Source organism: Tepidicella baoligensis, from assembly GCF_013432195.1.
Classification (GTDB): Bacteria; Pseudomonadota; Gammaproteobacteria; order Burkholderiales; family Burkholderiaceae_C; genus Tepidicella; species Tepidicella baoligensis.
Genome location: NZ_JACCDB010000008.1, coordinates 36,503 through 56,908, shown reverse-complemented (window position 1 = coordinate 56,908; position 20,406 = coordinate 36,503). Strand labels below are relative to the sequence as shown.

Sequence of the window (20,406 nt, the reverse complement as noted above, 5' to 3'; positions counted from 1 at the left end):
GCCAGCGTAAATATGGGGTTTTCCCCATATCGATGGATGGCACAGGATGCGCCAGGGAAGGGTCAGACCGGGACGGCGTCCGGGCTCAACAACTGAAAACGCTCCTGCAACAGCGGGGTGGCGGTGGGTACCTCCCCATTTGCCAGGCGCAGGGCGCCGTCCAGAAAACGCTCCGAGGGGTCCAGCAGGCACTGGTACAGGTCGCGGCACAGGGCCCGCGCCTGGTGGCCCGGCCAGTCGGCGGGAAGCAGAACCTCGGGAAGTTCCGGGTCCCGCAGCAGCAGGCGACGGTAGTCGTGGATCAGCAACAACCGCAACTGCCATGCCATGGCGGTGTCGCGGGGCCGCCGCCCGGGCGCCGCCCACTCGTCGAGCAGGGGGCGGTAACACTGCACGAAGCCCTGGTAGCCGGCGGCCAGGTCGTCCAGGTTCCAGGCCCGGCGCACCATGTCGCTGTCCAAGGCCGAAACACCCAGGTGCGGGTTGGCCGCCAGCAAGGGCATGAGTGCGGGCAGCCAGGCCCCCATGCCGTCGGTGGTCAGGGCGTCGAACACCTGCCGCAGGTCGGCGCTGGGGTGAATGAAACAGCCGGCCCGAAGGTCGCCAAACCCCTGCCAGAACAGCGCCCGGCGCAAGCGCTCACGCGCCCGCGCGTCAAGCTCGCCCACCACCAGCACCAGTCGCCAGCGTCGGTCCCAGACCGGGGCTTGAGCGGCATAGATCTGGCGGGCCGCTTCCTCAAAACGGCGGCGGCCGGCTGCGGTGAGGAAATAATCGCTGCGCCGGCCGACGGCTTCGGTCGCCAGCCACTCGTCCTTCACCAGCCGGAACACGGAGGTCCGCACCAGCCGCTCGTTGAGGCCCAGCGGCTCCAGCAACCCGATCAGGCTGCCCAGCCAGATGCGCCCGCCCCGCGGCAGCACCGCATCACCGAACACGGAAATGATGAGCGAGCCCGCCTGCATCCGCCCGAGTTGGCGGAAGGCGTCCAAGCGTTGACGGGTCGCGGACCCCAAAGCAGACCATGGCATGGCCCGCCATGTTAGCGGACCAGAGGCGATTCAGCCGATGGTGTGCCTGTTACCGGGGCGTGGACGCGCACTCAATCCAGCCGCAAGCCGCCGTCGGCCTTGCCTTTACCGGCGCGGGCGGGGGGCTTGCACAGGCCGCACACATAGTGGCGGGGATTCTCGTATTGGTCGGTCACGAAGTGACCACCACAACAGGTGCACTTGGTGCGCACCAGCATGCCGGCGTCCATGAACTTGCTCAGGCGCCAGGCGCGGGTGAAACTCAGCAACGGCTCGATGCCACAAGCGCTCATCTGCTCTTCATAGAGCTTGTAGGCCTTCATCACCACGTCGATCGAATCCAGCGCCACGGTCTTGTTCAGGTATTCGGCGATGTTGGCGTACAGCGAGGCATGGATGTTGGGCTGCCAGCTCAGGAACCAGTCGGTGGAAAACGGCAATTGCCCTTTGCTCGGCGACTTGCCCACCACTTCCTTGTACAGCCGCAGCAGCTTTTCGTACGACAGGCTGGTTTCGCTTTCCAGCACCTGCAAGCGGGCGCCCATGCGGATCAGCGCGACTGCGCGCTCGATGTCCTTGCTTTCGTTGACGATGCTCTTGACGGCGGCCATGGTGAGCTCCTGCGGGTCGGGTAACAGGGGGGGGCGAGATTGATTAGGCGGCGGCTTCGGCCAGGCGGCCGGCCATGAGGATGTTGGCGTGCAGGCGCTGGGTGGTGTCGTTGCCCACGCGGTTCGGGGCGTGGCTGCTGGTCAGCAAGCCCCAGACCATGTCGTCGTCGGCCCGGAAGCGGCACAGCAGCGTGTTGGTGGACGACAGCTTGAACACCTGGGCCGGCGAAAGCGTGGCGATCAGCTCGGCCGACTCTTCGCTGATGCCCAGGCGGTACACGGCCTCGGCCTTGTCGGCGCGGATCAGTTGCTGGGCCAGCATAAGGTAGGTCAGGTTGGCCTCGCGGATCTGGTCCATCAGGGCATCGGCGGCTGGGTTCATTTCACACTCCTGTTTCGGTTCCGACGCCGCCGTGCCCGGAAGGGTTAGCACGGCCGGAAAAGCGTCGATTCGTTGAAAAGGATTGTGAAAGTCGACCTACAAACCTTGAATCGGAAAACGGCTGTTCGGCGCGTCAGGCGCCAGGCACCGGTCTGTCAGGCAAATTCCTACACCACTGGGGGGAGGCCTGATCGCATGGCGGTGGAGAGTCCCGTCTGACCACGGGCCTGCAACGCCTCCACCGCGCCCTGCCGGTCGCGCAGCTCCTTGTTCTGGCTCAGCTTGGCCTTGCCCTCCAGCCGGGTGATCTCGATCTCGATGCCCACGATGGCCCGGAGCATCGCGTCCAGGTAGTCGGACGGAGCGTCGCCCATCTTCCACGGTGACGGTTCGGCGGCTTCGTGGGTCCGGGTCAGGCGCGCCACCACACCGCGCACGAACGTTTCGTCGTCGCGCACCGTGAGCCGCCCGTGGGCATGCACCACCTCGTAGTTCCAGGTCGGCACCTGGCGGTGGGTGTCGTGCTTGCTCGGGTACCAGCTCGGTGAAATGTAGCCCTCCACCCCGCGAAACACGACCAGCACGTCGGCGCCCTCTCTGCACTGCCGCCACACCGGGTTGGCGCGGGCCACGTGGCCGGTGAGTGTGCCGCACCCGCCCCGCTGCGGGTCAAAGACAAAGGGGATGTGGTTGGCGTCCAGGCCTTCAGGGCCGTGCGTCACCAGCATGCCCAACGGGTACGCCTCAAGGATGCGCCTCAGGTCGGACAGATCGGTGAGGGTGAAGTGGGCGGGGTTGTACATGGGCTGGCCTCCAGCAGGGTCAGGCTTCGCCGCGTTGCATGCGCTCGCTTTTCCAGTACACGTCATCCCCGCCGTGCATCCGGTTGAGCACGCGGGCCAGCACGAACATCAGGTCGCTCAGGCGGTTGAGGTACTGGCGCGGCGCGTCGTTGAGGGCCTCTTCCTGGCCCAGGGCCACGACTTGGCGCTCGGCCCGCCGAGCCACGGTGCGGCAGACATGGGCCTGCGCCGCCGCGCGGGTGCCGGCGGGCAGGATGAATTCCTGCAGGCGCGGCAGCTGCTCGTTGTACCGTTGCAGCGCCTCGTCGAGGGCGATCACCGCGTCGGGCTTGAGCAGCTCGAAGCCGGGCACGCTGAGTTCGCCGCCCAGGTTGAAGAGCTGGTGCTGGATCTCCACCAGCAGTGCGCGCACGTCGGGCGGCATGTCCTCGCACAGCAGCAGGCCGATGTGGGAGTTGAGCTCGTCCACGTCGCCCATGGCGTGCACGCGCAGGCTGTTCTTGCTCACGCGCTGGTTGTTGCCCAGGCCGGTGGTGCCCGCATCGCCGGTGCGGGTGGCGATCTGTGTCAAACGGTTACCCATGTCTGCTCCACGAAGGGTTGTAAGGTGATAATCCTTAGATTATCCTGACCCGACCACACGGCGGCCACACGCTCGCACGCCGCGTCCCGACCGGAGACATACATGAGCCGGAGACACGCATGAACGCCCCCCTGCCCACCGATCTATTGCCCGACGTCCGCCTGCGCGAGGTTCCGACGGCCTTCCTCGATGCGCTCAAAGCCCGCTTCGGCGCGCAGTGCTCGACGGCACAGGCGGTGCGTGAACAACACGGGCGCGACGAATCCGCCTTCACCACCGTGCCTCCGCCCGCTGCCGTGGTGTTCGCCGAGTCCACGCAGGACGTGGCCGATGCCGTGCGGCTCTGCGCCGAACACCGGGTGCCCGTGATCCCGTTCGGCGTGGGCTCGTCGCTGGAAGGGCACTTGCTCGCGGTGCAGGGCGGCATCAGCCTGGACGTGAGCCGCATGAACCGCGTGCTCAGCGTCCATGCCGAAGACCTGACCGCAACGGTGCAACCGGGCGTGACCCGCAAGCAGCTCAACGACGCGGTGAAGGATCGGGGCCTGTTCTTCCCGATCGACCCCGGCGCCGATGCCTCCATCGGCGGCATGGCCGCCACCCGCGCCAGCGGCACCAACGCCGTGCGCTACGGCACCATGCGCGAGAACGTGCTGGCGCTGGAGGTGGTCACGGCGCAAGGCGAGGTCATCCGCACCGGCAGCCGGGCCAAGAAGTCCAGCGCCGGTTACGACCTCACCCGCCTGATGGTGGGCAGCGAAGGCACGCTGGGCATCATGACGGAAATCACCGTCAAGCTCTATCCGCTGCCGGAAGCCATTTCCGCCGCCATCTGCTCTTTCCCGAGCATCGAGGCGGCCGTGCGCACCACCATCGCCATCATCCAGATGGGCATTCCCATCGCGCGCTGCGAACTGCTCGATGGCGGCACCGTGAAAATGGTCAACGCCTATGCCAAGCTCGGCCTGCGCGAGGAACCCATGCTGCTGATGGAGTTCCATGGCTCCCCGACCGGCGTGCAGGAGCAGGCCGAACTCGTGCAGGAGATCGCCAGCGAGCACGGCGGTCAGGCCTTCGAATGGGCCACCACCCCCGAGGAGCGCACCCGCCTGTGGACGGCCCGGCACAACGCCTACTTCGCCGCCATCCAGAGCAAGCCGGGCTGCCGCGCCATTTCCACCGACACCTGTGTGCCCATCAGCCGCCTGGCCGACTGTTTGCTCGACTCCGTGGCCGAGGCCGACGCCTCCGGCCTGCCTTACTTCCTCGTCGGCCATGTGGGTGATGGCAACTTCCATTTCGGCTACCTGATCGACCCCGACAACGCACAGGAGCGCGCAACCGCCGAAGCGTTGAACGACCGCCTCGTGCACCGCGCCCTGGCGCTGGAAGGCACCTGCACCGGCGAGCACGGCGTGGGCCTGCACAAGATGGGCTTCCTGCGCGACGAGGCCGGCGAGGGCGCAATCGACATGATGCGCACCCTCAAGCAGGCACTGGACCCGCACCACATCCTCAACCCCGGCAAGATCTTCACCACCTGACGGATCGCCCCGTCTCTCGCTCTGCCCCCATGCGCCCACCCAGCCGCAGGTTCCCGCCGTTCGTGAGCAACCGGGGACGGCACGCCTTGACGGTGGTGCTGCTCTACGCCTGCTTCTCGGCGCTGTGGATCCTGCTGTCTGACCGGGCGGTGGACTGGCTGCTGGCCGACGACCTGCAACACCGCCTGATGGCGCACACGCTCAAGGGCTGGCTGTTCGTGGCCGTCACCTCGATACTGCTGTACTTCGCGCTGCTGCAGCCCTTGTCGTCGCAGCCTGACGGCGAGGTCCTTGCTGGCGTCAGCACCGGCACGCCCCGGCAGCGCCTGGTGCCCTGGCTGGCCATCCTGGCGCTCGGCGGCACCATCGTGGCCCTCAGCTGGATCAACATCACCGAGCGCTACGAGGAAAGACGCACAGTCGCCGGCCACCAGTTGCACGCCATCGGCGCCGCCAAGGCCGAACAGATCGCCGCCTGGCACCAGGAGCGCTGGAACAACGCCCTGGCCGTGCAGATCAGCGTGGAGCTGGCGCAGCAGTGGCTGATGTGGGCACGAGAAGGCTTGCCACAAACCCGGCAAGCCCTGCAGGCGCGGCTGCGCCGAATCGCCCTGGCCGGCCAGTTCAACCGGGTCGAGCTGATCGACGCCGAAGGCCGGGGCATCAACGATCCTCAACACCCCGAACTCTCCAGCGACCCGGCCCTGCTCGACGCGGTGCGCGCCACCCTGGCCGCCGGAACCGTACAGCGCTTCGGCCCGCATCTGGATCACCAGGGCCGGCCCCGCCTCTATTTCCTGGCACCGGTGGCCCTGGGCCACGAGCGCCCCGTGGTCGCCGTGCTGGATTACGACCCGCCCGCCACCTTCCACCCGGCGCTCGCCACCTGGCCCCTGCCCCAGGAAACGGGCGAGGCGGTGCTGTTCCGGCAGGAAGGCGACCGGATCGAGTACCTGAGCGATCTCAAGCGCCTGCCCAACGCCGCCCTGCGGTTCACACTGTCGGTGAACGAGTCGCAACTCCCCACCGCCCGCGTGATGCGGGGCGATGCCGCCCCCGGAACGCTGGTGGAGGGCCTGGACTATGCCGGCGTCCCGGTCTACGCCGTGGTCCTGCCGGTCGGCGACACCGGCTGGTGGCTGCTGGTCAAACAGGACCGCAGCGAACTCATGTTCGACGCCGTGCAAGGCGGCCTCAACATCGCCCTAAGCGGCATACTGGCCCTGTTCGCCCTCGGTGTCGCGGTGTACCTGTATGTGCAGCGCCAGCAGTTGCGCCAGTCCGCCCGTTTCATCGGGGATCTGCAGGCCATCCGGCAGCAGCTATCCGCCAGCGAGTCGCGCTACCGGCAGCTGGCGGAAAACGGCAGCGACGTGGTCTGGCTGCTGGACCTCGCCACCCACCGCTTCGTCTACGTCAGCCCTTCGGTCCAGCAACAGCTTGGCTACTCCCCCGAGGAAATGCACAGCAAGGACCTGGCCGACATCCTGACGCCGGAGTCCCTGGCCCAGGTCCAGTCCACCCTGCCGCCACGCTTGAAAGCCTTTTTGCGGGGCGATATCAACGCCCGCTCACAGATCGACCAGCTCGAACAAATCCACCGCGACGGCCACCGCATCCCGATCGAGGTCGTCACCACCTTCGTCACCGACGCCACCGGCCGCCCGATCCAACTCCAAGGCGTGACCCGCGACATCACCGCCCGCCGGCAGGCCGAAGCGACGATTCTGCAACTCTCGCAAGCCACCGAGCAGAGCCCTGCCGGCGTCATCCTGACCGATGTGCAGGGGCGCATCGAATACGTGAACGCCGCCTTCGAACACATGAGCGGCTACGCGCGGGAAGAGGTGATCGGGCACAACCCTCGCCTGCTGCAGTCCGGCAAAACGCCGCCCGAGGTGTACGCGGCCATGTGGCGGTCGCTGCGGGCCGGTGAAACCTGGCATGGGGAAATCGTCAACCGCCACAAAAACGGGCGGGAATACACCCAGGCCGTCACCATCGCGCCGGTACGCGACCCTTCGGGCACGGTCACGCATTACCTCGCGGCGCAGCTCGACATCACCGCCCAGCGCCACGCGGAGGACATGGCGCATCAGCTCTCCTGGTTCGACCTGCTCACCGGCCTGCCCAACCGGCGCCACCTGCTGCGCGAACTGGCCGAGACCCTGTCCGCCGACCGCCGCGGCCACCGCCTCAGCGCCTTGCTGCTGCTCAACATCGACCGCTTCAAGACGCTGAACGACGCCCTGGGCCACGCCGCCGGCGACCGCCTGCTGCAGCGGCTGGCCGAACGGCTGGCCTCGCTCATGCGTCCCGGCCTGCTGCTGGCCCACCTGGGCGCCGACGAGTTCGCCTTGCTCATACGCGCCAACGACGGCGACGAGGACAAGCTCTCCCAAGAAGCGCTGCACCTGGCCGAGACGGTGCACAAAAGCATGCAGCAACCGTTCGTCCTGCCCGACCAGCGCCAGATCAACATGACCCTGAGCATCGGCGTGACGGTGCTGCCCCACCACTACAGCGACACCCCGAGCGAGGTGCTGCGCCGCGCCGACACCGCCTTGCAGCGGGCCAAGCAGGGCGGTGGCCGCCAGACGGCCTTCTTCGACGCTGCCATGGGCCAGGCGGTGGGCCAGCGCTTTGCAATCGAGCAGGACCTGCGGCGCGGCATCGCCGCCGGCGAGCTGCGGCTGTACCTGCAACCCCAGGCCGAAGCGAGCGGCCGCATCGTCAGTGCCGAGGCTCTGGTGCGCTGGAAACACCCCGACAACGGCCTGGTGCCTCCGGGTGTGTTCATTCCGGTGGCAGAGGAAAGCGGCCTCATCGACCAGATCGGTCTGTGGGTGCTGCGCGAGGTCTGCCAGCACCTGGGGGGCTCTGCGCCGGGAAGGGCTGCGCTTGCCCATCGCCGTCAACATCAGCCCGCGCCAATTTCACCAGCCCCGCTTCGCCGACGAACTGCTGGCGCTGCTGGAATCCACCGGCGCAGCGCCAGAGGACCTGATCCTGGAAATCACCGAGAGCGTGGTGGTGGAGGACATCGATGACGTGATCGAGCGCATGAAGGCGCTGAACCGGCACGGCGTGCGGTTTTCGATCGACGATTTCGGCACCGGCTACTCATCGCTGTCGTACCTGAAAACGCTGCCGATCCACGAGCTCAAGATCGATCGCAGCTTCGTGCAGGATGCCCCGCACGACGCCAGCGACGCGGCGCTGGTGGAGGCCATCCTGTCGGTGGCACGGCACCTGCACCTGCGGGTGGTGGCCGAAGGCGTGGAAACGCCCGAACAGGCAGCGGTGTTCCAACACCATCCCCAGGTGCTGCTGCAGGGCTATCTGTATGGTCGGCCCGAACCGGCCGATGCGATGATCACGCGCTGGCGCTCCAACCCAGGTGGAGGCGCTGAGCCGAATCCATAATGCCCCTTCCCTGATCATGGCCTTTGCTTGCAGACGGCATTTGTCTGTAGCGTAATGCGAAACGAGTTTGAGCCTTTTCAACCCGCCGAAAGGTCTTCCATGCGTACTCCAATGAGTGTTCTTGCCGCCGCGTTGATGGTGGCTGTCGGTGCCCATGCTCAGAGCGCCAGCGATGTCGATGCCACGGTGGAGGCCGTCAAGGCTGCAAACCCAGACATGCGGTCTCTGTGTCAAAAGGGGCCTGACGGCATGCGGGCAGCTGTTGGACAAGCCATTGCCAGCCTGGCATCGCAAGGGAAGCTTCAGAGCAACCCTCAGGATGTCGGCAACGCTGCCGGCCAGCGCCTCGGCCGTGAATGCCGCGGAGGCTGACAGCCATTGGCCTCCAGTTCATGGCCGGCTCATGCCGGCTTTTTTTTGGCCCGATGAAGGTGGTACCGATGTTGAAACGTTTGACCTTGTGCCTGGGGGCGGCGGTGCTGCCCATGCTGGCCGCCCCTGCACTCGCCAGCACCGATGCGGAAGTGCAGCTGGTGTACGACACCATCCGTGCGAAGTACCCGGATTTGAGCGCTTACTGCCAACTGTCAGAGGATGAGCGACGTAAGACCGTCATCGATACCATCACCCCGATGGTTGCGACTCGCAAACTGCAACAACCTTTTGCCAGCGTACCGGCGGCTGGCGCGCTTCTGCGCCAGGATTGCGGAATCGCCGAGGTGTTCGAGCCGGCCAAACTGCGTTGGCTGGCCACGGCCGACCCTCTGAAATTCAGCCCGGAGCGGGGACGCTTTGGCATGTTCACCAGCGTCCAGGCCATGGCCAACAAGGTCTTTGCTCCGGCCGGGGATGGGCCCTTCCCGGCAGTGGTCATCAGCGGAACCAAAGGCCTGTCGGAGCACCTGCGGGTACATGCGCGCTCGCTGCTTGACGCGGGCTTTGCCGTCCTGGTGGTCGACACCTTTGGCCCCCGCGGCTACCGCGCTGGTGTGCGCGAGCCGCTGCCCAGCGAGTTCGCGAAGGATGCCTACGACGCGCTGGCGCACCTGCAGTCGCTGCCATTCATCGACAAGGAGCGCATTTTCCAGACCGGCTATTCGTACGGGGGTTTGGCAGCTGCGCTGCTGGCCAGCCCCGAAGGCGCGCAGGAATTCAAGGCACAGGGACGCTTTCGTGCAACGGTGTCGAACTACGCGTCCTGCAGCATCGCGGGGCCATACACCAGTGCGAGCGGCGGCGCTACAACCCTGCCCATGCTGACAGCGGACAGCGACCGCCCGATCCTGATGCTGATGGCGGAACTCGACATCGAAACCCCGCCTGCCACCTGCTTTCCGCTGCTGGAGGAAATGCGCGCCGCCGGCAAGGACGTTCACTGGCACATCTACCCGCGCACCACGCACGCATGGGACAAGGCCGAAAACAACGGCTACGTCTATCGCACCGTGAGCGGGGAAACCATGACCTATCGCTACGACGCCGCCATCACCAAGGACGCGACGGAGCGCATGATCGCATTCTTCAACCGTTATCGCTGATCACGGGCTCCGGCGGCGGGTGCATACACCCAGACAAGCTTGCCTGCGCGACTTTCCAGTTGGACCACCGGTTCCAGCCCGGGCGCTTCGAACTCCAGGCTGACCAGCCAGGCTCCGGGCCGCAGTTCCCGACGGGCCTTTTCAGCTGCGCGTGGCATGGTTTCGGGTCGCTGGAACAGGTAGACCATGTCGTACGCGGACCAGTCGGAGCGCCACATGTCGCCTCGGAACACCCGTGCCCCTGGGCAGCGCCAACGTGCCAGTTGCACCAGCGGCCAGCTGCGCTCAACCCCTTCGAGGCGGGCGTCCGGGTAAGCCCGCTCCAGCGCCCGCAGACCGTCGCCCATGCCCGCGCCCGCGTCGAGGATGCGCGCCATCGGAGGCAGCGGCACCTGCTCGCGCAAACCCTCCAGTGCATCGGGAGGCGTCGGAAACAGCGGCGCGTCACGCCAAGCGACGGGTGGGTACAGCAGCAGAAACACCCCTGCCGGCAGCAGCCATACCCAGGCCGGCATATCGGCCGCCCCGTGCAGCAGCACCCAGGAAAGTGGAAACCCCAATCCGATCCATACACGCCGCCATCGGCTGTCGCCCCAGAGGCTGGCCAGCATGCCCAGACTCGCTGCGACCGCAAAGGACACGGCCTGGCTCAGCCCGAAAGCCAGCAGACCCGCATACCAGCCCCAAGCACCCAGCCAGACGAACACCGCTGGCAACGGCCAAGCCCAGCGCATCGGTCAGGCCCGCGTGCAATGACCGTTCATTGCACGTCCGACACGGTGGCTGCCCTTGGCGAAGCAAATTCTGGCCTCGCACCCCTTGGGCACACGCTGGGCTGGTGGGATCACGGTTTTCATCTGCTTGATGTCGGTGGCAACGGTTGAAGCGCCGTGCTCGAACATTCCCTGCATCGCCGCCATCCCTTATTCACCAGGGGGTCAGCCCATGCCACGCAGACGCTCGATCAAGCCGTTGAGCTCGTCGAGCGAGCCGAACTGGATGGCCAGCTCGCCCTGCTCCTCCACCCGCCCATGGCGCTTGACACGCTTTTTCACCCGCACCTCCACCGCCGCGGTGAGCAGATCCGACAACTCCTCTTCCACCCGACGGATGTCGCGCGACTTTTCCTTCTTGGGCTTGAGCGGGGTGAGCGCGAACTCGGCCCCGAGCTTCTTGACCAGGCTTTCGGCTTGCCGGACCGACAGCGACTTGGCGCTGATCTGATGCGCCGCCGTGATCTGGGTCGCCTTGTCCAGCGACAGCAAGGCACGCGCGTGGCCCATGTCGATGTCACCGGCCATGAGCATGGTCTGTACCGGCTCGGCCAGATTCAACAAGCGCAGCAGGTTGCTGGCGGCACTGCGGGAACGGCCGACGGCCTGGGCGGCCTGCTCGTGAGTGAGTCCAAACTCACGCACCAGGCGCTGCAAACCCTGGGCTTCTTCGAGCGGGTTCAGGTCTTCGCGCTGGATGTTCTCGATCAGCGCCATGGCGGCGGCGGCCTCGTTGGGCACGTCGCGCACCAGCACCGGCACGCTCTCCAACCCAGCCAGCCGGGCCGCGCGGAAGCGCCGCTCACCGGCGATGATTTCGTACACCGGGCGTGCGCCCCGCGTCACGTTGGGCAACCCTTGGGCGGCACACCATTCGGCGAGTCGGCGCTCGCCCTCACCGTCTTCGAGCCTTCGCACCAGAATGGGCTGCATGATGCCCTGGCTGCGAATGCTTTGCGCCAGTTCGTACAGGGCCCCCTCGTCCATGCGGGTGCGCGGCTGGTAAGCGCCGGGTACCAGATCGGTCAGTGCCAGGGTCGAGGGCACGTCGCGCTGCGCCGGGTCCAGGCTGGTGGCATCGTCGAGCTTGGGGCCCAGCAAAGCCTCCAGGCCACGGCCGAGGCCTTTGGGTTTCTTGGTTACCATGGTCATTCCTCCTCTGCGTTCGTGTGGGCGGGGGTTGCCTGGAGCCAAGGGGCGATCCGTTCCCGCCCTTCGGGCCAGTCGCCGAGCCCGGAATCGGCATTGATGTGGCCCCGCGGCCCCAGATCCACCCAGACACTGCCCCAGTCGCGGGCCATGCCCTGGGCACGCGCCAAGGTGCAGCAGGGATCGTTGCGGCTGCCCACCAGCACCGAAGGAAATGGCAAGCGCTGACGCACGATGGGCCGCCACCCCGGCAGCGGGGGCACCGGACCCCCATCGACCTCTATATCTCCCGGGGCAACCAGCAAGGCACCGCGCACCGGCGCGGTATGACGCGACACACTGGCCCAGGCCGCCACCAGCAAGCAGCCCAAGCTGTGCGCCACCAGCACCACGGGGCGGGTTTGCGCCTGCACCACCTCGTCCAGCCGGGCCATCCAGTCGCCACGGCGGGGCCACTCCCAGTCGTGCTGTTGCACGCGCACATCCCCATGCAGCGCCTCCCAGCGGCTCTGCCAGTGGGCAGGTCCGCTGTTGCGCCAGCCGGGCAGCAGCACCACCACGGGGGTCGTCATGCCATCTGCCCAATACGTGCCACCATCTCGCGCGCGAAGTCCACAAAAGCCTTGCTACCACGCGCCGACGGATCGAACACCACGCCCGGCAGGCCGTAGCTCGGCGCCTCGGCCAGGCGCACGTTGCGCGGAATCACCGTATCGAACACCTTGTCGCCAAAGTGGCCCTTGAGCTGGTCGCTGACCTGCTGTTGCAGGGTGATGCGGGGGTCGAACATCACGCGCAACAGCCCGATGATTTTGAGGTCGCGGTTCAGGTTGGCATGGACCTGCTTGATGGTGTTGACCAGATCCGACAGCCCCTCCAGCGCAAAGTATTCGCACTGCATGGGCACGATCACGCCGTGCGCGGCGCACAGCCCGTTGAGCGTGAGCATGCTCAAAGAGGGCGGGCAGTCGATCAGCACGAAGTCGTAGTCGGCATCCACGAGCGCCAGCGCCTGCTTCAGGCGCCTCTCGCGTTGCTCCAGCTCCACCAATTCCACCTCGGCACCGGCGAGCTCGCGGTTGGCCCCGAGCACATGGAAGCCGCACGCCTCGGCCGGCACCGCCGCTTCGGCCACCTGGGCCGAACCGAGCAGCACGTCGTACACCGTGAGCGCCAGTTCCCGTTTGTTCACACCCGAGCCCATGGTGGCGTTGCCCTGTGGGTCCAGGTCCACCATCAGCACCCGCTGGCCCACCTTGGCCAGCCCGGCCGCGAGGTTGACCGTGGTGGTGGTCTTGCCGACACCGCCTTTCTGGTTGGCGACACAGAAAATGTTTGCCATGGGGCTTGCTCGTTATCGGGAAAGGGCCAGCTTGATGCCAAAGCCGATCAGGAACAGCCCGGCCAGCTTGTTGAACACCTGCCCGATGCGGGGACTGGCATCCATCCGGCGGGCGAGTTGGCGCGTCAACAACACCACGATCAGGCCATACAGAAAGGTCAGCACGGCAATCGTGAAAGCCATGAACGCGAAGGTAATCAGGCCCAGATGCCGCTGCGGATCGACAAACAGCGGGAAGAAGGCCATGTAGAACACGATGGCTTTGGGGTTGAGCAGCGTGATGGTCAACGCTTGGCGGAAATAGTGGCGCGGCTGGATGTGGAGCACCGGCGCATCACCGGGCCGGGCCTTGAGCATGAGCAAGCCCAACCAGGCCAGATAGGCCGCGCCCAGCCACTGCACCGCATGAAAAGCGGCAGGATAGGCCACCAGCAACGCCGCCACCCCCGCCACGGCCAGCCACATGAGCACCTGGTCACCGGCGATCACGCCGAGGGTGGCCGCGAGACCCGCCGGCACGCCGCCTTTGCTGGTGGAGGTGATCAGGGCCAGATTGCCCGGCCCGGGAATGGCGAGGAACACGATGACGGCAACCACAAAGGCGCCATAGTCGGCGACACCGAACATGGTGGGGGTTCTTTCTCTCGTGGGAAACGCCACCCTGCCTTGGCCGGCAGGGCGACAGCGCAGACTCCGAGTTTACGTGCTTTCGCTGGGGTGTTGGTTGCTTGGTTGCGGCTGGCGTGGGCGGTTAAGGCGAGTGCGCCCAGGGGCTGGCACTTCTGCGAGGTGGCCGGTGCTGCGCACCCCCCTGCGATGCTCGATGCCGTGACCACGCGGCGGAACTCGCTTCGTTCGCTTGGCGCTCACTGCGCTCAAACAGCCGCCGCGAGTCAGAGGTGGATGCACGCTGGGCGTGCGGCCACGGCCTCTGCGCTTCTCGGCACCCCGCAAGGCGCGCCAGCCCCTGGGCGCACTCGCCTTGGCAGAGCTACTGTTTGAACACCAACGGCTGCACTCCAACATTCTTGGTGTTTGCGGCAGGCCTGGCCCTGCGGGGGCGATTTCTGTGGCGGCTGTGGCCGCCTGCCTGGGGCTGGGCGCGCGTGAGCGCGCTTCGTGAACTGACTTGCGGCGGCTGTTTGAGCGGAGCGCTGCAAGCGTGCAGCGAGTTCCGTCGCACCGGCCCCAGGCAGGTGGACGCAGCGGAGTCGGCGCCAAGGGCGGCGACCGTCACAGTATGAGCCCCCGCAGGGCCAGGTCTGCCGCAGCGAGCGAGGCACCAACGCGAGGAGCGGTCAAGCTGCCCCAGCCAAACGCCGCATCCACACCAAGCACCGCTCCGCATCCAGCCCCGGCACGGCCAACGGTTCCACGTGAAACACCTCCACGCCAGCGGGCAGCGCGGCCATTTCGTCGTGCGGCACCTTGCCCTTCATGGCCATCCACACACCCTGCTCGGCCAGCGCCCCTTCAGACCATCGCGTGAAGTCGGCCAGCGACGCAAAGGCCCGCGAGGCCACCACGTCATAAGGTTGCGTCAAGGTTTCTACCCGGGCATGCAGGCCAAGCAAATTGGGCAAACGCAAGGCGGCGGCCACCTGCTGGATGAACAACGCCTTTTTGGCCACCGTGTCCACGCAACTCACCTCCAATTCAGGGCAGGCGATCGCCAACACCACGCCCGGCAAACCCGCTCCCGAGCCCACGTCCAGCAAGCGCGTCCGGTCATGGCCCGTCCGATCCCGCAAATACCGCCGCAAAGGCAGAACCACGGCCAGGCTATCCAGCACATGGTGCGTCAACATCTCCTGCGGATCTCGAACAGCGGTTAGGTTGTACACGCGGTTCCACTTGACCATCCAGTCCTGGTAAGCCAGCAGCGTCGCCATCTGCTCAGGCGTCAGATCCAGACCAAGCTCGCCCAGGCCTGCGCGCAGGCCGACCTCTTGCGGATGGCTCATGACGCCACCGCCTCGTTCGCATCGGCCGGGCCAGAGAAGCCCTTGAATTTGCCGCGTTTCAGATGAATGAGCAGCAGAGAGATGGCAGCCGGGGTGATACCGGAAATGCGAGATGCTTGGCCCAGCGTCTCGGGTCGGTGTTTATTCAGCTTTTGCCGCACCTCGATACTCAACGCCGCCACCTGCATGTAATCCAGGTCTGCCGGGAGCTTGAGGTTTTCGTAATGGGCAGCACGCTCCACCTCATCGCGCTGGCGATCGATATAGCCCGCGTACTTGGCGGCAATTTCCACCTGCTCCAGCACCGGCTCATAGAGGCCCCCGAGCGTTTCACGTGAAACGCTCGCAGCATCCGCCTGGAAGCGGCCACCCTCCAGCGTCATCAAATCGGCATAGGTCACACCGGGCCGACGAAGCAGATCGAACAGGCTGTATTCCCGCTCGATGGCTTTGCCCAGCACGCGCTCTGCCTCGGCGGCAGAGAGGATGCGTGGGTTCACCCAGGTGGCCTTCAAACGCTCTGTTTCACGTGAAACCGCGTCGCGTTTGCGGTTGAAGGCGTCCCAACGCGCATCGTCGATCAAGCCCATGCGGCGAGCGGTTTCGGTCAGGCGCATGTCGGCATTGTCCTCTCGCAACTGCAAGCGGAACTCGGCCCGGCTGGTGAACATGCGGTAAGGCTCGGTCACGCCCTTGGTGATCAGGTCATCCACCAGCACACCCAGGTAGGCTTCGTCGCGCTGCGGGCACCAGGGCTCTTCGCCCCGCACCCGCAGTGCCGCGTTGATGCCCGCGAACAAGCCCTGCGCCGCCGCTTCTTCATAACCGGTGGTGCCGTTGATCTGCCCGGCAAAGAACAGGCCGCGGATGGCCTTGGTCTCGAAGCTGCTTTTGAGTTCGCGCGGGTCGAAGTAGTCGTATTCGATGGCGTAGCCCGGACGCAGGATGTGCGCATTCTCCAGCCCGGGAATGCTGCGCACCAGCGCGTATTGGATGTCGAAAGGCAGGCTGGTGGAAATGCCGTTGGGATAGAACTCATGGGTCGTCAAGCCCTCGGGCTCCAGGAAGATCTGGTGGCTCTCCTTGTCAGCGAAGCGATTGATCTTGTCTTCCACGCTGGGGCAATAGCGCGGGCCCACCCCTTCGATTTTGCCCGTGAACATGGGGCTGCGGTCAAAGCCCGAACGGATGATCTCGTGCGTGCGTGCATTGGTGTGGGTGATCCAGCAGGGCAGCTGGCGCGGGTGCATGCTGGCGCGACCCATGAAGCTGAACACCGGCACCGGGCGGTCGGCCGTGTCGGAGCCGGGCATGCCGTCACCCGGCTGCTCGATGCACCGGGAAAAGTCGATGGTGCGGCCATCCAGGCGCGGTGGGGTGCCCGTTTTCAGGCGACCCTGCGGCAGCTTCAATTCCTTCAATCGGGCCGACAGACGGACCGCTGGCGGGTCTCCAGCGCGGCCTCCGGCATGGCTCTCCAAACCGACATGGATTTTGCCATCCAAGAACGTGCCCGCCGTGAGGACCACAGCACGCCCACGAAAGCGGATGCCTATTTGCGTGACCGCCCCGACCACGCGATCACCCTCCACCATCAAATCGTCCACGGCCTGCTGAAACAGCGTCAAATGGGGCTGGTTTTCCAGCCTGCGCCGGATGGCCGCCTTGTAGAGCATGCGATCGGCCTGGGCGCGGGTGGCCCGAACCGCCGGACCCTTGGAGCCGTTGAGAATCCGGAATTGGATGCCCGCCTCGTCCGTGGCCAGAGCCATGGCCCCGCCCAACGCATCCACCTCCTTGACCAGGTGGCCTTTGCCGATGCCGCCGATCGACGGGTTGCAACTCATCTGTCCCAGCGTCTCGATGTTGTGGGTCAGCAGCAAAGTCTCGCAACCCATGCGCGCCGCCGCAAGCGCCGCCTCGGTGCCGGCATGCCCGCCACCGATGACGATCACGTCAAATTCCTGGGGATACCACATTTCCACCATCCGAACGGCCGCAACAGGGCCCCAAAACAAGAAAACCAGCGTCACGGACGCCGGTAACCGCTTGATTTTAATTGGTTTGGCCGAACACCCCCACAACGACTCACGCAACCCTCGCCGTAAAAGGGTTTGGGTGCTGAGCGACAATCACGGCCATGAAACATCCCATCCTCATCTTTGCGGGCAGCACCCGCACCGCATCCTGGAACCGCCTGCTGGCCCGCCGCGCCGCCGAGGCCGCCGAACGCCTTGGCGCGGCTGTCACGTTGCTGGAGTTGGGCGATTTCGACATCCCGCTGTACAACGCCGATCTCGAAGCCCGTGGCACGCCGCCCGATGTGATCCGCCTCAAAGAGGTCTTCCATGCCCATCCGGCCTGGATCATCTGCTCGCCGGAATACAACGGCAGCTACACCGGGCTGCTGAAAAACACCATCGATTGGGTATCGAGCCCGGTGCAGAGCCTCCCCGAATGGTCGGATGGCCTCAAGCCTTTCGCCGGCAAGGTCGTGGGGTTGCTGTCGACATCCCCCGGAGCGCTGGGCGGTCTGCGCAGCCTGAGCCACCTCACACCCTTGCTGATGAACCTGCAATGCTGGGTCAACCCGCGCCAGTTTGCTCTCCCGAAGGCCGCCGAAGCATTCGACGCCCAGGGGCAACTGATCTCCCCCACCGATCGGGACGCCGTGGACGCCGTGGTGCGGGACACCCTGTGGGCGAGCCAGGCTTTCGGCCAGGCGTTGCGGCCATGAACGGCTGATGCCGCCATGCGCGGGTCAAACCGCCAGCACGCCCTGCGCCATCGGACCCGCCTGGAAGCAGGCACCGCCGCCGCAGCCCTCTAACCCTGGGCGGGGAAGGCCTGTTCGAACAGCCGGGCAAAGGCTGCATCCCCCGTCAGCGTGAGGGCGAGGCTGTGCCACCCGTCGCCTTCCTCGGTGACGATCCGCTCATGATCCCAGGCCCCGCCTTCGTCCAGCGGCCCTTCCGGCCCGAGTAAGGTGGTCCGTGCCCACAGAATGACCGCATCGGCCTCCGCTTGCACCTCGGCCAGCCGCTGCGGGCGCACGCTGGCCACCGCGTCGAATGACACCATCCCCAGACCGTCTTCGCTGCGTTCAAAAAACAGATAGCGCAGCGACCGGGGGGCACCAGCCGTCGATGCCGGAGGCTCAGCAGGTTTCACGTGAAACCACCATCAATCGTCATGGTAGACAGGCGGCGCCCCGGCCGGCCGGGTCTTGAAGCGCCGATGCAACCAGTGATACTGCCCTGGCATGGTCAGGATCAGGTGCTCCAATTCGGCGTTCATGCGCCGGGCATCCTGTGCGTCGTCGCCCATGGGGAAGTCCGACCAGACGCCGCCCGCATGGATGCGATAGCCGCCTGGCACCATGCGACAGACCAACGTGGCCACCGGGACGTCTGCGGCACTGGCCAGGCGCGGCAAGGAGGTGACCGTGGCCGCCTGAACGCCGAAAAACGGCACGAAAATCGAGTTGCGGTCGCCGTGGTCCATGTCCGGCAGCAGGCACAGCGATGCCCCGTCGCGCAAGCCCTTCAGCAGCGGGCGCAAACCTTCCCGCCGGGACACCAGGCGGGGGGAACCAAAACGCTGGCGCCCTGCTTTCACCCAGCGGTCCATCGTGGGGTTGCCTTGCGGCGCATAGAAAGTCCACCAACGGCGCGGCACACACAGCGTCAGCCGCGCCCAGCCGGCATCCAGTCCATAGAAATGGGGCACGAAAAACAGCATCGCCCCTTCTCGGTCCAAGACGCCATGCGGGTCGTCAATGCTGACGCGCTGGCGCACCCGCTCCGAGGGGCCATGCCAAATCCACACCCGATCCAGAAACGACTGGGAAAAATACTTGAAGGTCTGCCACGTCCAGTGCCAGCGCCGCCAGGAGGACACCTGGGGAAAACACAGTGCCAGATTGCGCTGCACCACGCGCCGACGCCGGGGGGCCAAGGCCATCAGCCCTGTGCCCATGACCCAGCCCGCCATGCGAAACACCGGCACGGGCAAATGCGCCAGCGCACGCAGCCACCAGGCTGCTGGTTGGGGTGAAACTCGGGGAGACATGTCGCCAAGGATTATGCAGCACCACTTGCCCTATGATCCACAACATGAGCAACTCTGCAATTTTCACACCCCTGCGCGTAGGTGCCTGGACCTTGCCACACCGCGTGGTCATGGCCCCGTTGACGCGAAACCGCGCCTTTGGCCAGGTCCCGACGGCCGCGATGGCCACCTATTACGCCCAGCGTGCCCACCCCCAGCATGGGGCCAGCCTCATCATCAGCGAGGCCACCCCGATCTGCCCTGAGGGGCACGGCTATGCCGACACGCCCGGCCTGCACACGCCGCAGCAGATCGCCGCCTGGAAAACCGTGACCGATGCGGTGCATCGCGTCGGCGGGCGCATCGTGGCACAGTTGTGGCACGTAGGGCGCATTTCCCACACCAGCCTGCAGCCTCATGGTCAGGCGCCAGTGGCGCCATCGGCCGTGCGTGCCCAGGCGAAAACCTATGTGTTCGTGGAACAGGAAAATGGCCAGCGCGCGGGGGCCTTCATCGACACATCCGAACCCCGTGCCCTGCGCCTGGACGAGATCCCCGGCATCGTCAACGCCTACCGGCAGGCCGCACGCCACGCACTGGACGCCGGCTTCGACGGGGTGGAGGTGCATGGGGCCAATGGTTATCTGCTCGACCAGTTCCTGCGCAGCGGCTCGAACCGGCGCACCGACGCCTACGGCGGCCCGATCGAGAACCGTGCCCGCTTGCTGCTCGACGTGATGGGCGCCGTGGTGGACGAGATCGGCGGCGACCGGGTGGGCCTGCGCCTGTCGCCGGTCACCCCCGCCAACGACGCCTTCGACGACCAGCCCCAACCCTTGTTCGAGTACGTGGTACGCCACCTCGCCCCGCTGAACCTGGCCTACCTGCACATCATCGAAGGCCAGACCGGGGGTGCCCGCGATTACCAGCAAGGCCCAACCCCCTTCGACTACACCGCACTGCGTCAGGCTTACCGTGATGCCGGCGGGCAAGGCGCGTGGATGGTCAACAACGGTTACACCCTGGCGCTGGCCCAGCAGGCGCTGGCCGAGGGCGCCGACCTGGTGGCCTTTGGCCGGGCCTTCATCGCCAACCCGGACCTGACCCGGCGGCTGCGCGAAGGCGCCCCGCTCAACACGCCGGATCGCGCCACTTTCTATGGGGGTGACGAACGGGGCTACACCGACTATCCCACGCTGGACTGAGCCGC

At 66.2% G+C, this 20,406-nt stretch carries 20 protein-coding genes and 1 pseudogene; 7 read left to right on the top strand and 14 right to left on the bottom strand.

Going from position 1 to position 20,406, the window contains the following annotated elements:
• Positions 1-62 precede the first annotated feature (62 nt).
• From paaX to HZS63_RS09535, 5 genes are all read right to left on the bottom strand, one after another.
• Positions 63-1,031 carry a phenylacetic acid degradation operon negative regulatory protein PaaX gene (paaX, locus tag HZS63_RS09555; RefSeq protein ID WP_180683813.1) on the bottom strand — a complete coding sequence of 323 codons (969 nt, stop codon included), beginning with the start codon at positions 1,029-1,031 and terminating at the stop codon, positions 63-65.
• A 71-nt stretch (positions 1,032-1,102) separates the two neighbouring features.
• Complete coding sequence (gene flhC / locus HZS63_RS09550) at positions 1,103-1,642, bottom strand: flagellar transcriptional regulator FlhC (protein WP_180683812.1); 540 nt, start codon at positions 1,640-1,642, stop codon at positions 1,103-1,105.
• A 43-nt stretch (positions 1,643-1,685) separates the two neighbouring features.
• Entirely contained in the window at positions 1,686-2,024 is a 339-nt protein-coding gene (gene flhD, locus HZS63_RS09545; RefSeq protein ID WP_180683811.1) for a flagellar transcriptional regulator FlhD, read from the bottom strand.
• Between the two features lie 167 nt (positions 2,025-2,191).
• A complete protein-coding gene (locus HZS63_RS09540; protein ID WP_180683810.1) occupies positions 2,192-2,827 on the bottom strand; it encodes an FMN-binding negative transcriptional regulator in 636 nt (211 codons plus the stop codon).
• 19 nt (positions 2,828-2,846) lie between these two features.
• Complete coding sequence (locus tag HZS63_RS09535; RefSeq protein WP_180683809.1) at positions 2,847-3,410, bottom strand: cob(I)yrinic acid a,c-diamide adenosyltransferase; 564 nt, start codon at positions 3,408-3,410, stop codon at positions 2,847-2,849.
• A 119-nt stretch (positions 3,411-3,529) separates the two neighbouring features.
• Between HZS63_RS09535 and HZS63_RS09530 the strand changes: the two genes are divergently transcribed.
• The 5 genes and pseudogenes from HZS63_RS09530 (at position 3,530) to HZS63_RS09515 (ending at position 9,918) form a co-directional block, all read left to right on the top strand.
• Complete coding sequence (locus HZS63_RS09530) at positions 3,530-4,954, top strand: FAD-binding oxidoreductase (RefSeq protein ID WP_180683808.1); 1,425 nt, start codon at positions 3,530-3,532, stop codon at positions 4,952-4,954.
• A 29-nt stretch (positions 4,955-4,983) separates the two neighbouring features.
• Positions 4,984-7,815 (top strand): annotated as a pseudogene (locus HZS63_RS14175) (putative bifunctional diguanylate cyclase/phosphodiesterase); the annotation flags it as partial.
• A 40-nt stretch (positions 7,816-7,855) separates the two neighbouring features.
• Positions 7,856-8,380 (top strand): EAL domain-containing protein, encoded by a 525-nt coding sequence (locus HZS63_RS14135; protein WP_281364036.1) that lies wholly within the window; start codon positions 7,856-7,858, stop codon positions 8,378-8,380.
• A 111-nt stretch (positions 8,381-8,491) separates the two neighbouring features.
• Complete coding sequence (locus tag HZS63_RS09520; protein WP_180683806.1) at positions 8,492-8,752, top strand: hypothetical protein; 261 nt, start codon at positions 8,492-8,494, stop codon at positions 8,750-8,752.
• A gap of 113 nt (positions 8,753-8,865) precedes the next feature.
• Positions 8,866-9,918: a dienelactone hydrolase family protein gene (locus HZS63_RS09515; RefSeq protein WP_180683805.1), complete on the top strand. Its 1,053-nt coding sequence runs from the start codon at positions 8,866-8,868 to the stop codon at positions 9,916-9,918.
• Here the strand turns inward: HZS63_RS09515 and HZS63_RS09510 are convergent.
• From HZS63_RS09510 to mnmG, 7 genes are all read right to left on the bottom strand, one after another.
• The gene (locus HZS63_RS09510) at positions 9,909-10,652 is read right to left on the bottom strand and encodes a class I SAM-dependent methyltransferase (RefSeq protein WP_180683804.1); all 744 of its coding nucleotides are present in this window, start codon (positions 10,650-10,652) and stop codon (positions 9,909-9,911) included. The two genes, HZS63_RS09515 and HZS63_RS09510, sit on opposite strands and share 10 nt — an antisense overlap.
• Before the next feature lie 204 nt (positions 10,653-10,856).
• Complete coding sequence (locus HZS63_RS09505; protein ID WP_180683803.1) at positions 10,857-11,837, bottom strand: ParB/RepB/Spo0J family partition protein; 981 nt, start codon at positions 11,835-11,837, stop codon at positions 10,857-10,859.
• Between the two features lie 2 nt (positions 11,838-11,839).
• On the bottom strand, positions 11,840-12,412 hold the full coding sequence (locus tag HZS63_RS09500) for an RBBP9/YdeN family alpha/beta hydrolase (RefSeq protein WP_180683802.1): 573 nt from the start codon (positions 12,410-12,412) through the stop codon (positions 11,840-11,842).
• A complete protein-coding gene (locus HZS63_RS09495) occupies positions 12,409-13,182 on the bottom strand; it encodes a ParA family protein (RefSeq protein ID WP_180683801.1) in 774 nt (257 codons plus the stop codon). The genes HZS63_RS09500 and HZS63_RS09495 overlap by 4 nt, the downstream gene beginning before the upstream one ends.
• A 12-nt stretch (positions 13,183-13,194) precedes the next feature.
• Positions 13,195-13,809 (bottom strand): LysE family transporter, encoded by a 615-nt coding sequence (locus tag HZS63_RS09490; RefSeq protein ID WP_180683800.1) that lies wholly within the window; start codon positions 13,807-13,809, stop codon positions 13,195-13,197.
• Positions 13,810-14,480: 671 nt separating this feature from the next.
• Positions 14,481-15,146 carry a 16S rRNA (guanine(527)-N(7))-methyltransferase RsmG gene (gene rsmG, locus HZS63_RS09485; RefSeq protein WP_180683799.1) on the bottom strand — a complete coding sequence of 222 codons (666 nt, stop codon included), beginning with the start codon at positions 15,144-15,146 and terminating at the stop codon, positions 14,481-14,483.
• Positions 15,143-17,125, bottom strand: coding sequence for a tRNA uridine-5-carboxymethylaminomethyl(34) synthesis enzyme MnmG (gene mnmG / locus HZS63_RS09480; RefSeq protein ID WP_180683798.1), 1,983 nt, complete (start codon positions 17,123-17,125; stop codon positions 15,143-15,145). Before mnmG ends, rsmG begins: the two co-directional genes overlap by 4 nt.
• Positions 17,126-17,286: 161 nt before the next feature.
• Here mnmG and HZS63_RS09475 point away from each other — a divergent pair, with 161 nt between their 5' ends.
• Positions 17,287-17,883, top strand: a complete 597-nt coding sequence (locus HZS63_RS09475) for an NADPH-dependent FMN reductase (protein ID WP_180683797.1) — start codon at positions 17,287-17,289, stop codon at positions 17,881-17,883.
• An 89-nt stretch (positions 17,884-17,972) separates the two neighbouring features.
• On the opposite strand, the gene HZS63_RS09470 is transcribed toward HZS63_RS09475, so the two are convergent.
• Both HZS63_RS09470 and HZS63_RS09465 read right to left on the bottom strand, forming a co-directional pair.
• On the bottom strand, positions 17,973-18,317 hold the full coding sequence (locus tag HZS63_RS09470) for a hypothetical protein (protein WP_180683796.1): 345 nt from the start codon (positions 18,315-18,317) through the stop codon (positions 17,973-17,975).
• A 12-nt stretch (positions 18,318-18,329) separates the two neighbouring features.
• Positions 18,330-19,217 carry a lysophospholipid acyltransferase family protein gene (locus HZS63_RS09465; protein WP_180683795.1) on the bottom strand — a complete coding sequence of 296 codons (888 nt, stop codon included), beginning with the start codon at positions 19,215-19,217 and terminating at the stop codon, positions 18,330-18,332.
• A gap of 44 nt (positions 19,218-19,261) precedes the next feature.
• On the opposite strand from HZS63_RS09465, the gene HZS63_RS09460 reads away from it, so the two are divergent.
• Positions 19,262-20,401: an alkene reductase gene (locus HZS63_RS09460; RefSeq protein ID WP_180683794.1), complete on the top strand. Its 1,140-nt coding sequence runs from the start codon at positions 19,262-19,264 to the stop codon at positions 20,399-20,401.
• The last annotated feature ends 5 nt before the right edge of the window (positions 20,402-20,406 follow it).

Coding starts and splice junctions, on each gene's coding strand:
- HZS63_RS09495 (WP_180683801.1), bottom strand. CDS start 13,182: ATGGCAAACATTTTCTGTGTCGCCAACCAGAAAGGCGGTGTCGGCAAG.
- rsmG (WP_180683799.1), bottom strand. CDS start 15,146: ATGAGCCATCCGCAAGAGGTCGGCCTGCGCGCAGGCCTGGGCGAGCTT.
- HZS63_RS09510 (WP_180683804.1), bottom strand. CDS start 10,652: ATGCGCTGGGCTTGGCCGTTGCCAGCGGTGTTCGTCTGGCTGGGTGCT.
- HZS63_RS09490 (WP_180683800.1), bottom strand. CDS start 13,809: ATGTTCGGTGTCGCCGACTATGGCGCCTTTGTGGTTGCCGTCATCGTG.
- flhD (WP_180683811.1), bottom strand. CDS start 2,024: ATGAACCCAGCCGCCGATGCCCTGATGGACCAGATCCGCGAGGCCAAC.
- HZS63_RS09465 (WP_180683795.1), bottom strand. CDS start 19,217: ATGTCTCCCCGAGTTTCACCCCAACCAGCAGCCTGGTGGCTGCGTGCG.
- HZS63_RS09535 (WP_180683809.1), bottom strand. CDS start 3,410: ATGGGTAACCGTTTGACACAGATCGCCACCCGCACCGGCGATGCGGGC.
- mnmG (WP_180683798.1), bottom strand. CDS start 17,125: ATGTGGTATCCCCAGGAATTTGACGTGATCGTCATCGGTGGCGGGCAT.
- HZS63_RS09515 (WP_180683805.1), top strand. CDS start 8,866: ATGCTGGCCGCCCCTGCACTCGCCAGCACCGATGCGGAAGTGCAGCTG.
- HZS63_RS09530 (WP_180683808.1), top strand. CDS start 3,530: ATGAACGCCCCCCTGCCCACCGATCTATTGCCCGACGTCCGCCTGCGC.
- HZS63_RS09500 (WP_180683802.1), bottom strand. CDS start 12,412: ATGACGACCCCCGTGGTGGTGCTGCTGCCCGGCTGGCGCAACAGCGGA.
- flhC (WP_180683812.1), bottom strand. CDS start 1,642: ATGGCCGCCGTCAAGAGCATCGTCAACGAAAGCAAGGACATCGAGCGC.
- HZS63_RS09475 (WP_180683797.1), top strand. CDS start 17,287: ATGAAACATCCCATCCTCATCTTTGCGGGCAGCACCCGCACCGCATCC.
- HZS63_RS09520 (WP_180683806.1), top strand. CDS start 8,492: ATGAGTGTTCTTGCCGCCGCGTTGATGGTGGCTGTCGGTGCCCATGCT.
- paaX (WP_180683813.1), bottom strand. CDS start 1,031: ATGCCATGGTCTGCTTTGGGGTCCGCGACCCGTCAACGCTTGGACGCC.
- HZS63_RS09460 (WP_180683794.1), top strand. CDS start 19,262: ATGAGCAACTCTGCAATTTTCACACCCCTGCGCGTAGGTGCCTGGACC.
- HZS63_RS09505 (WP_180683803.1), bottom strand. CDS start 11,837: ATGGTAACCAAGAAACCCAAAGGCCTCGGCCGTGGCCTGGAGGCTTTG.
- HZS63_RS09540 (WP_180683810.1), bottom strand. CDS start 2,827: ATGTACAACCCCGCCCACTTCACCCTCACCGATCTGTCCGACCTGAGG.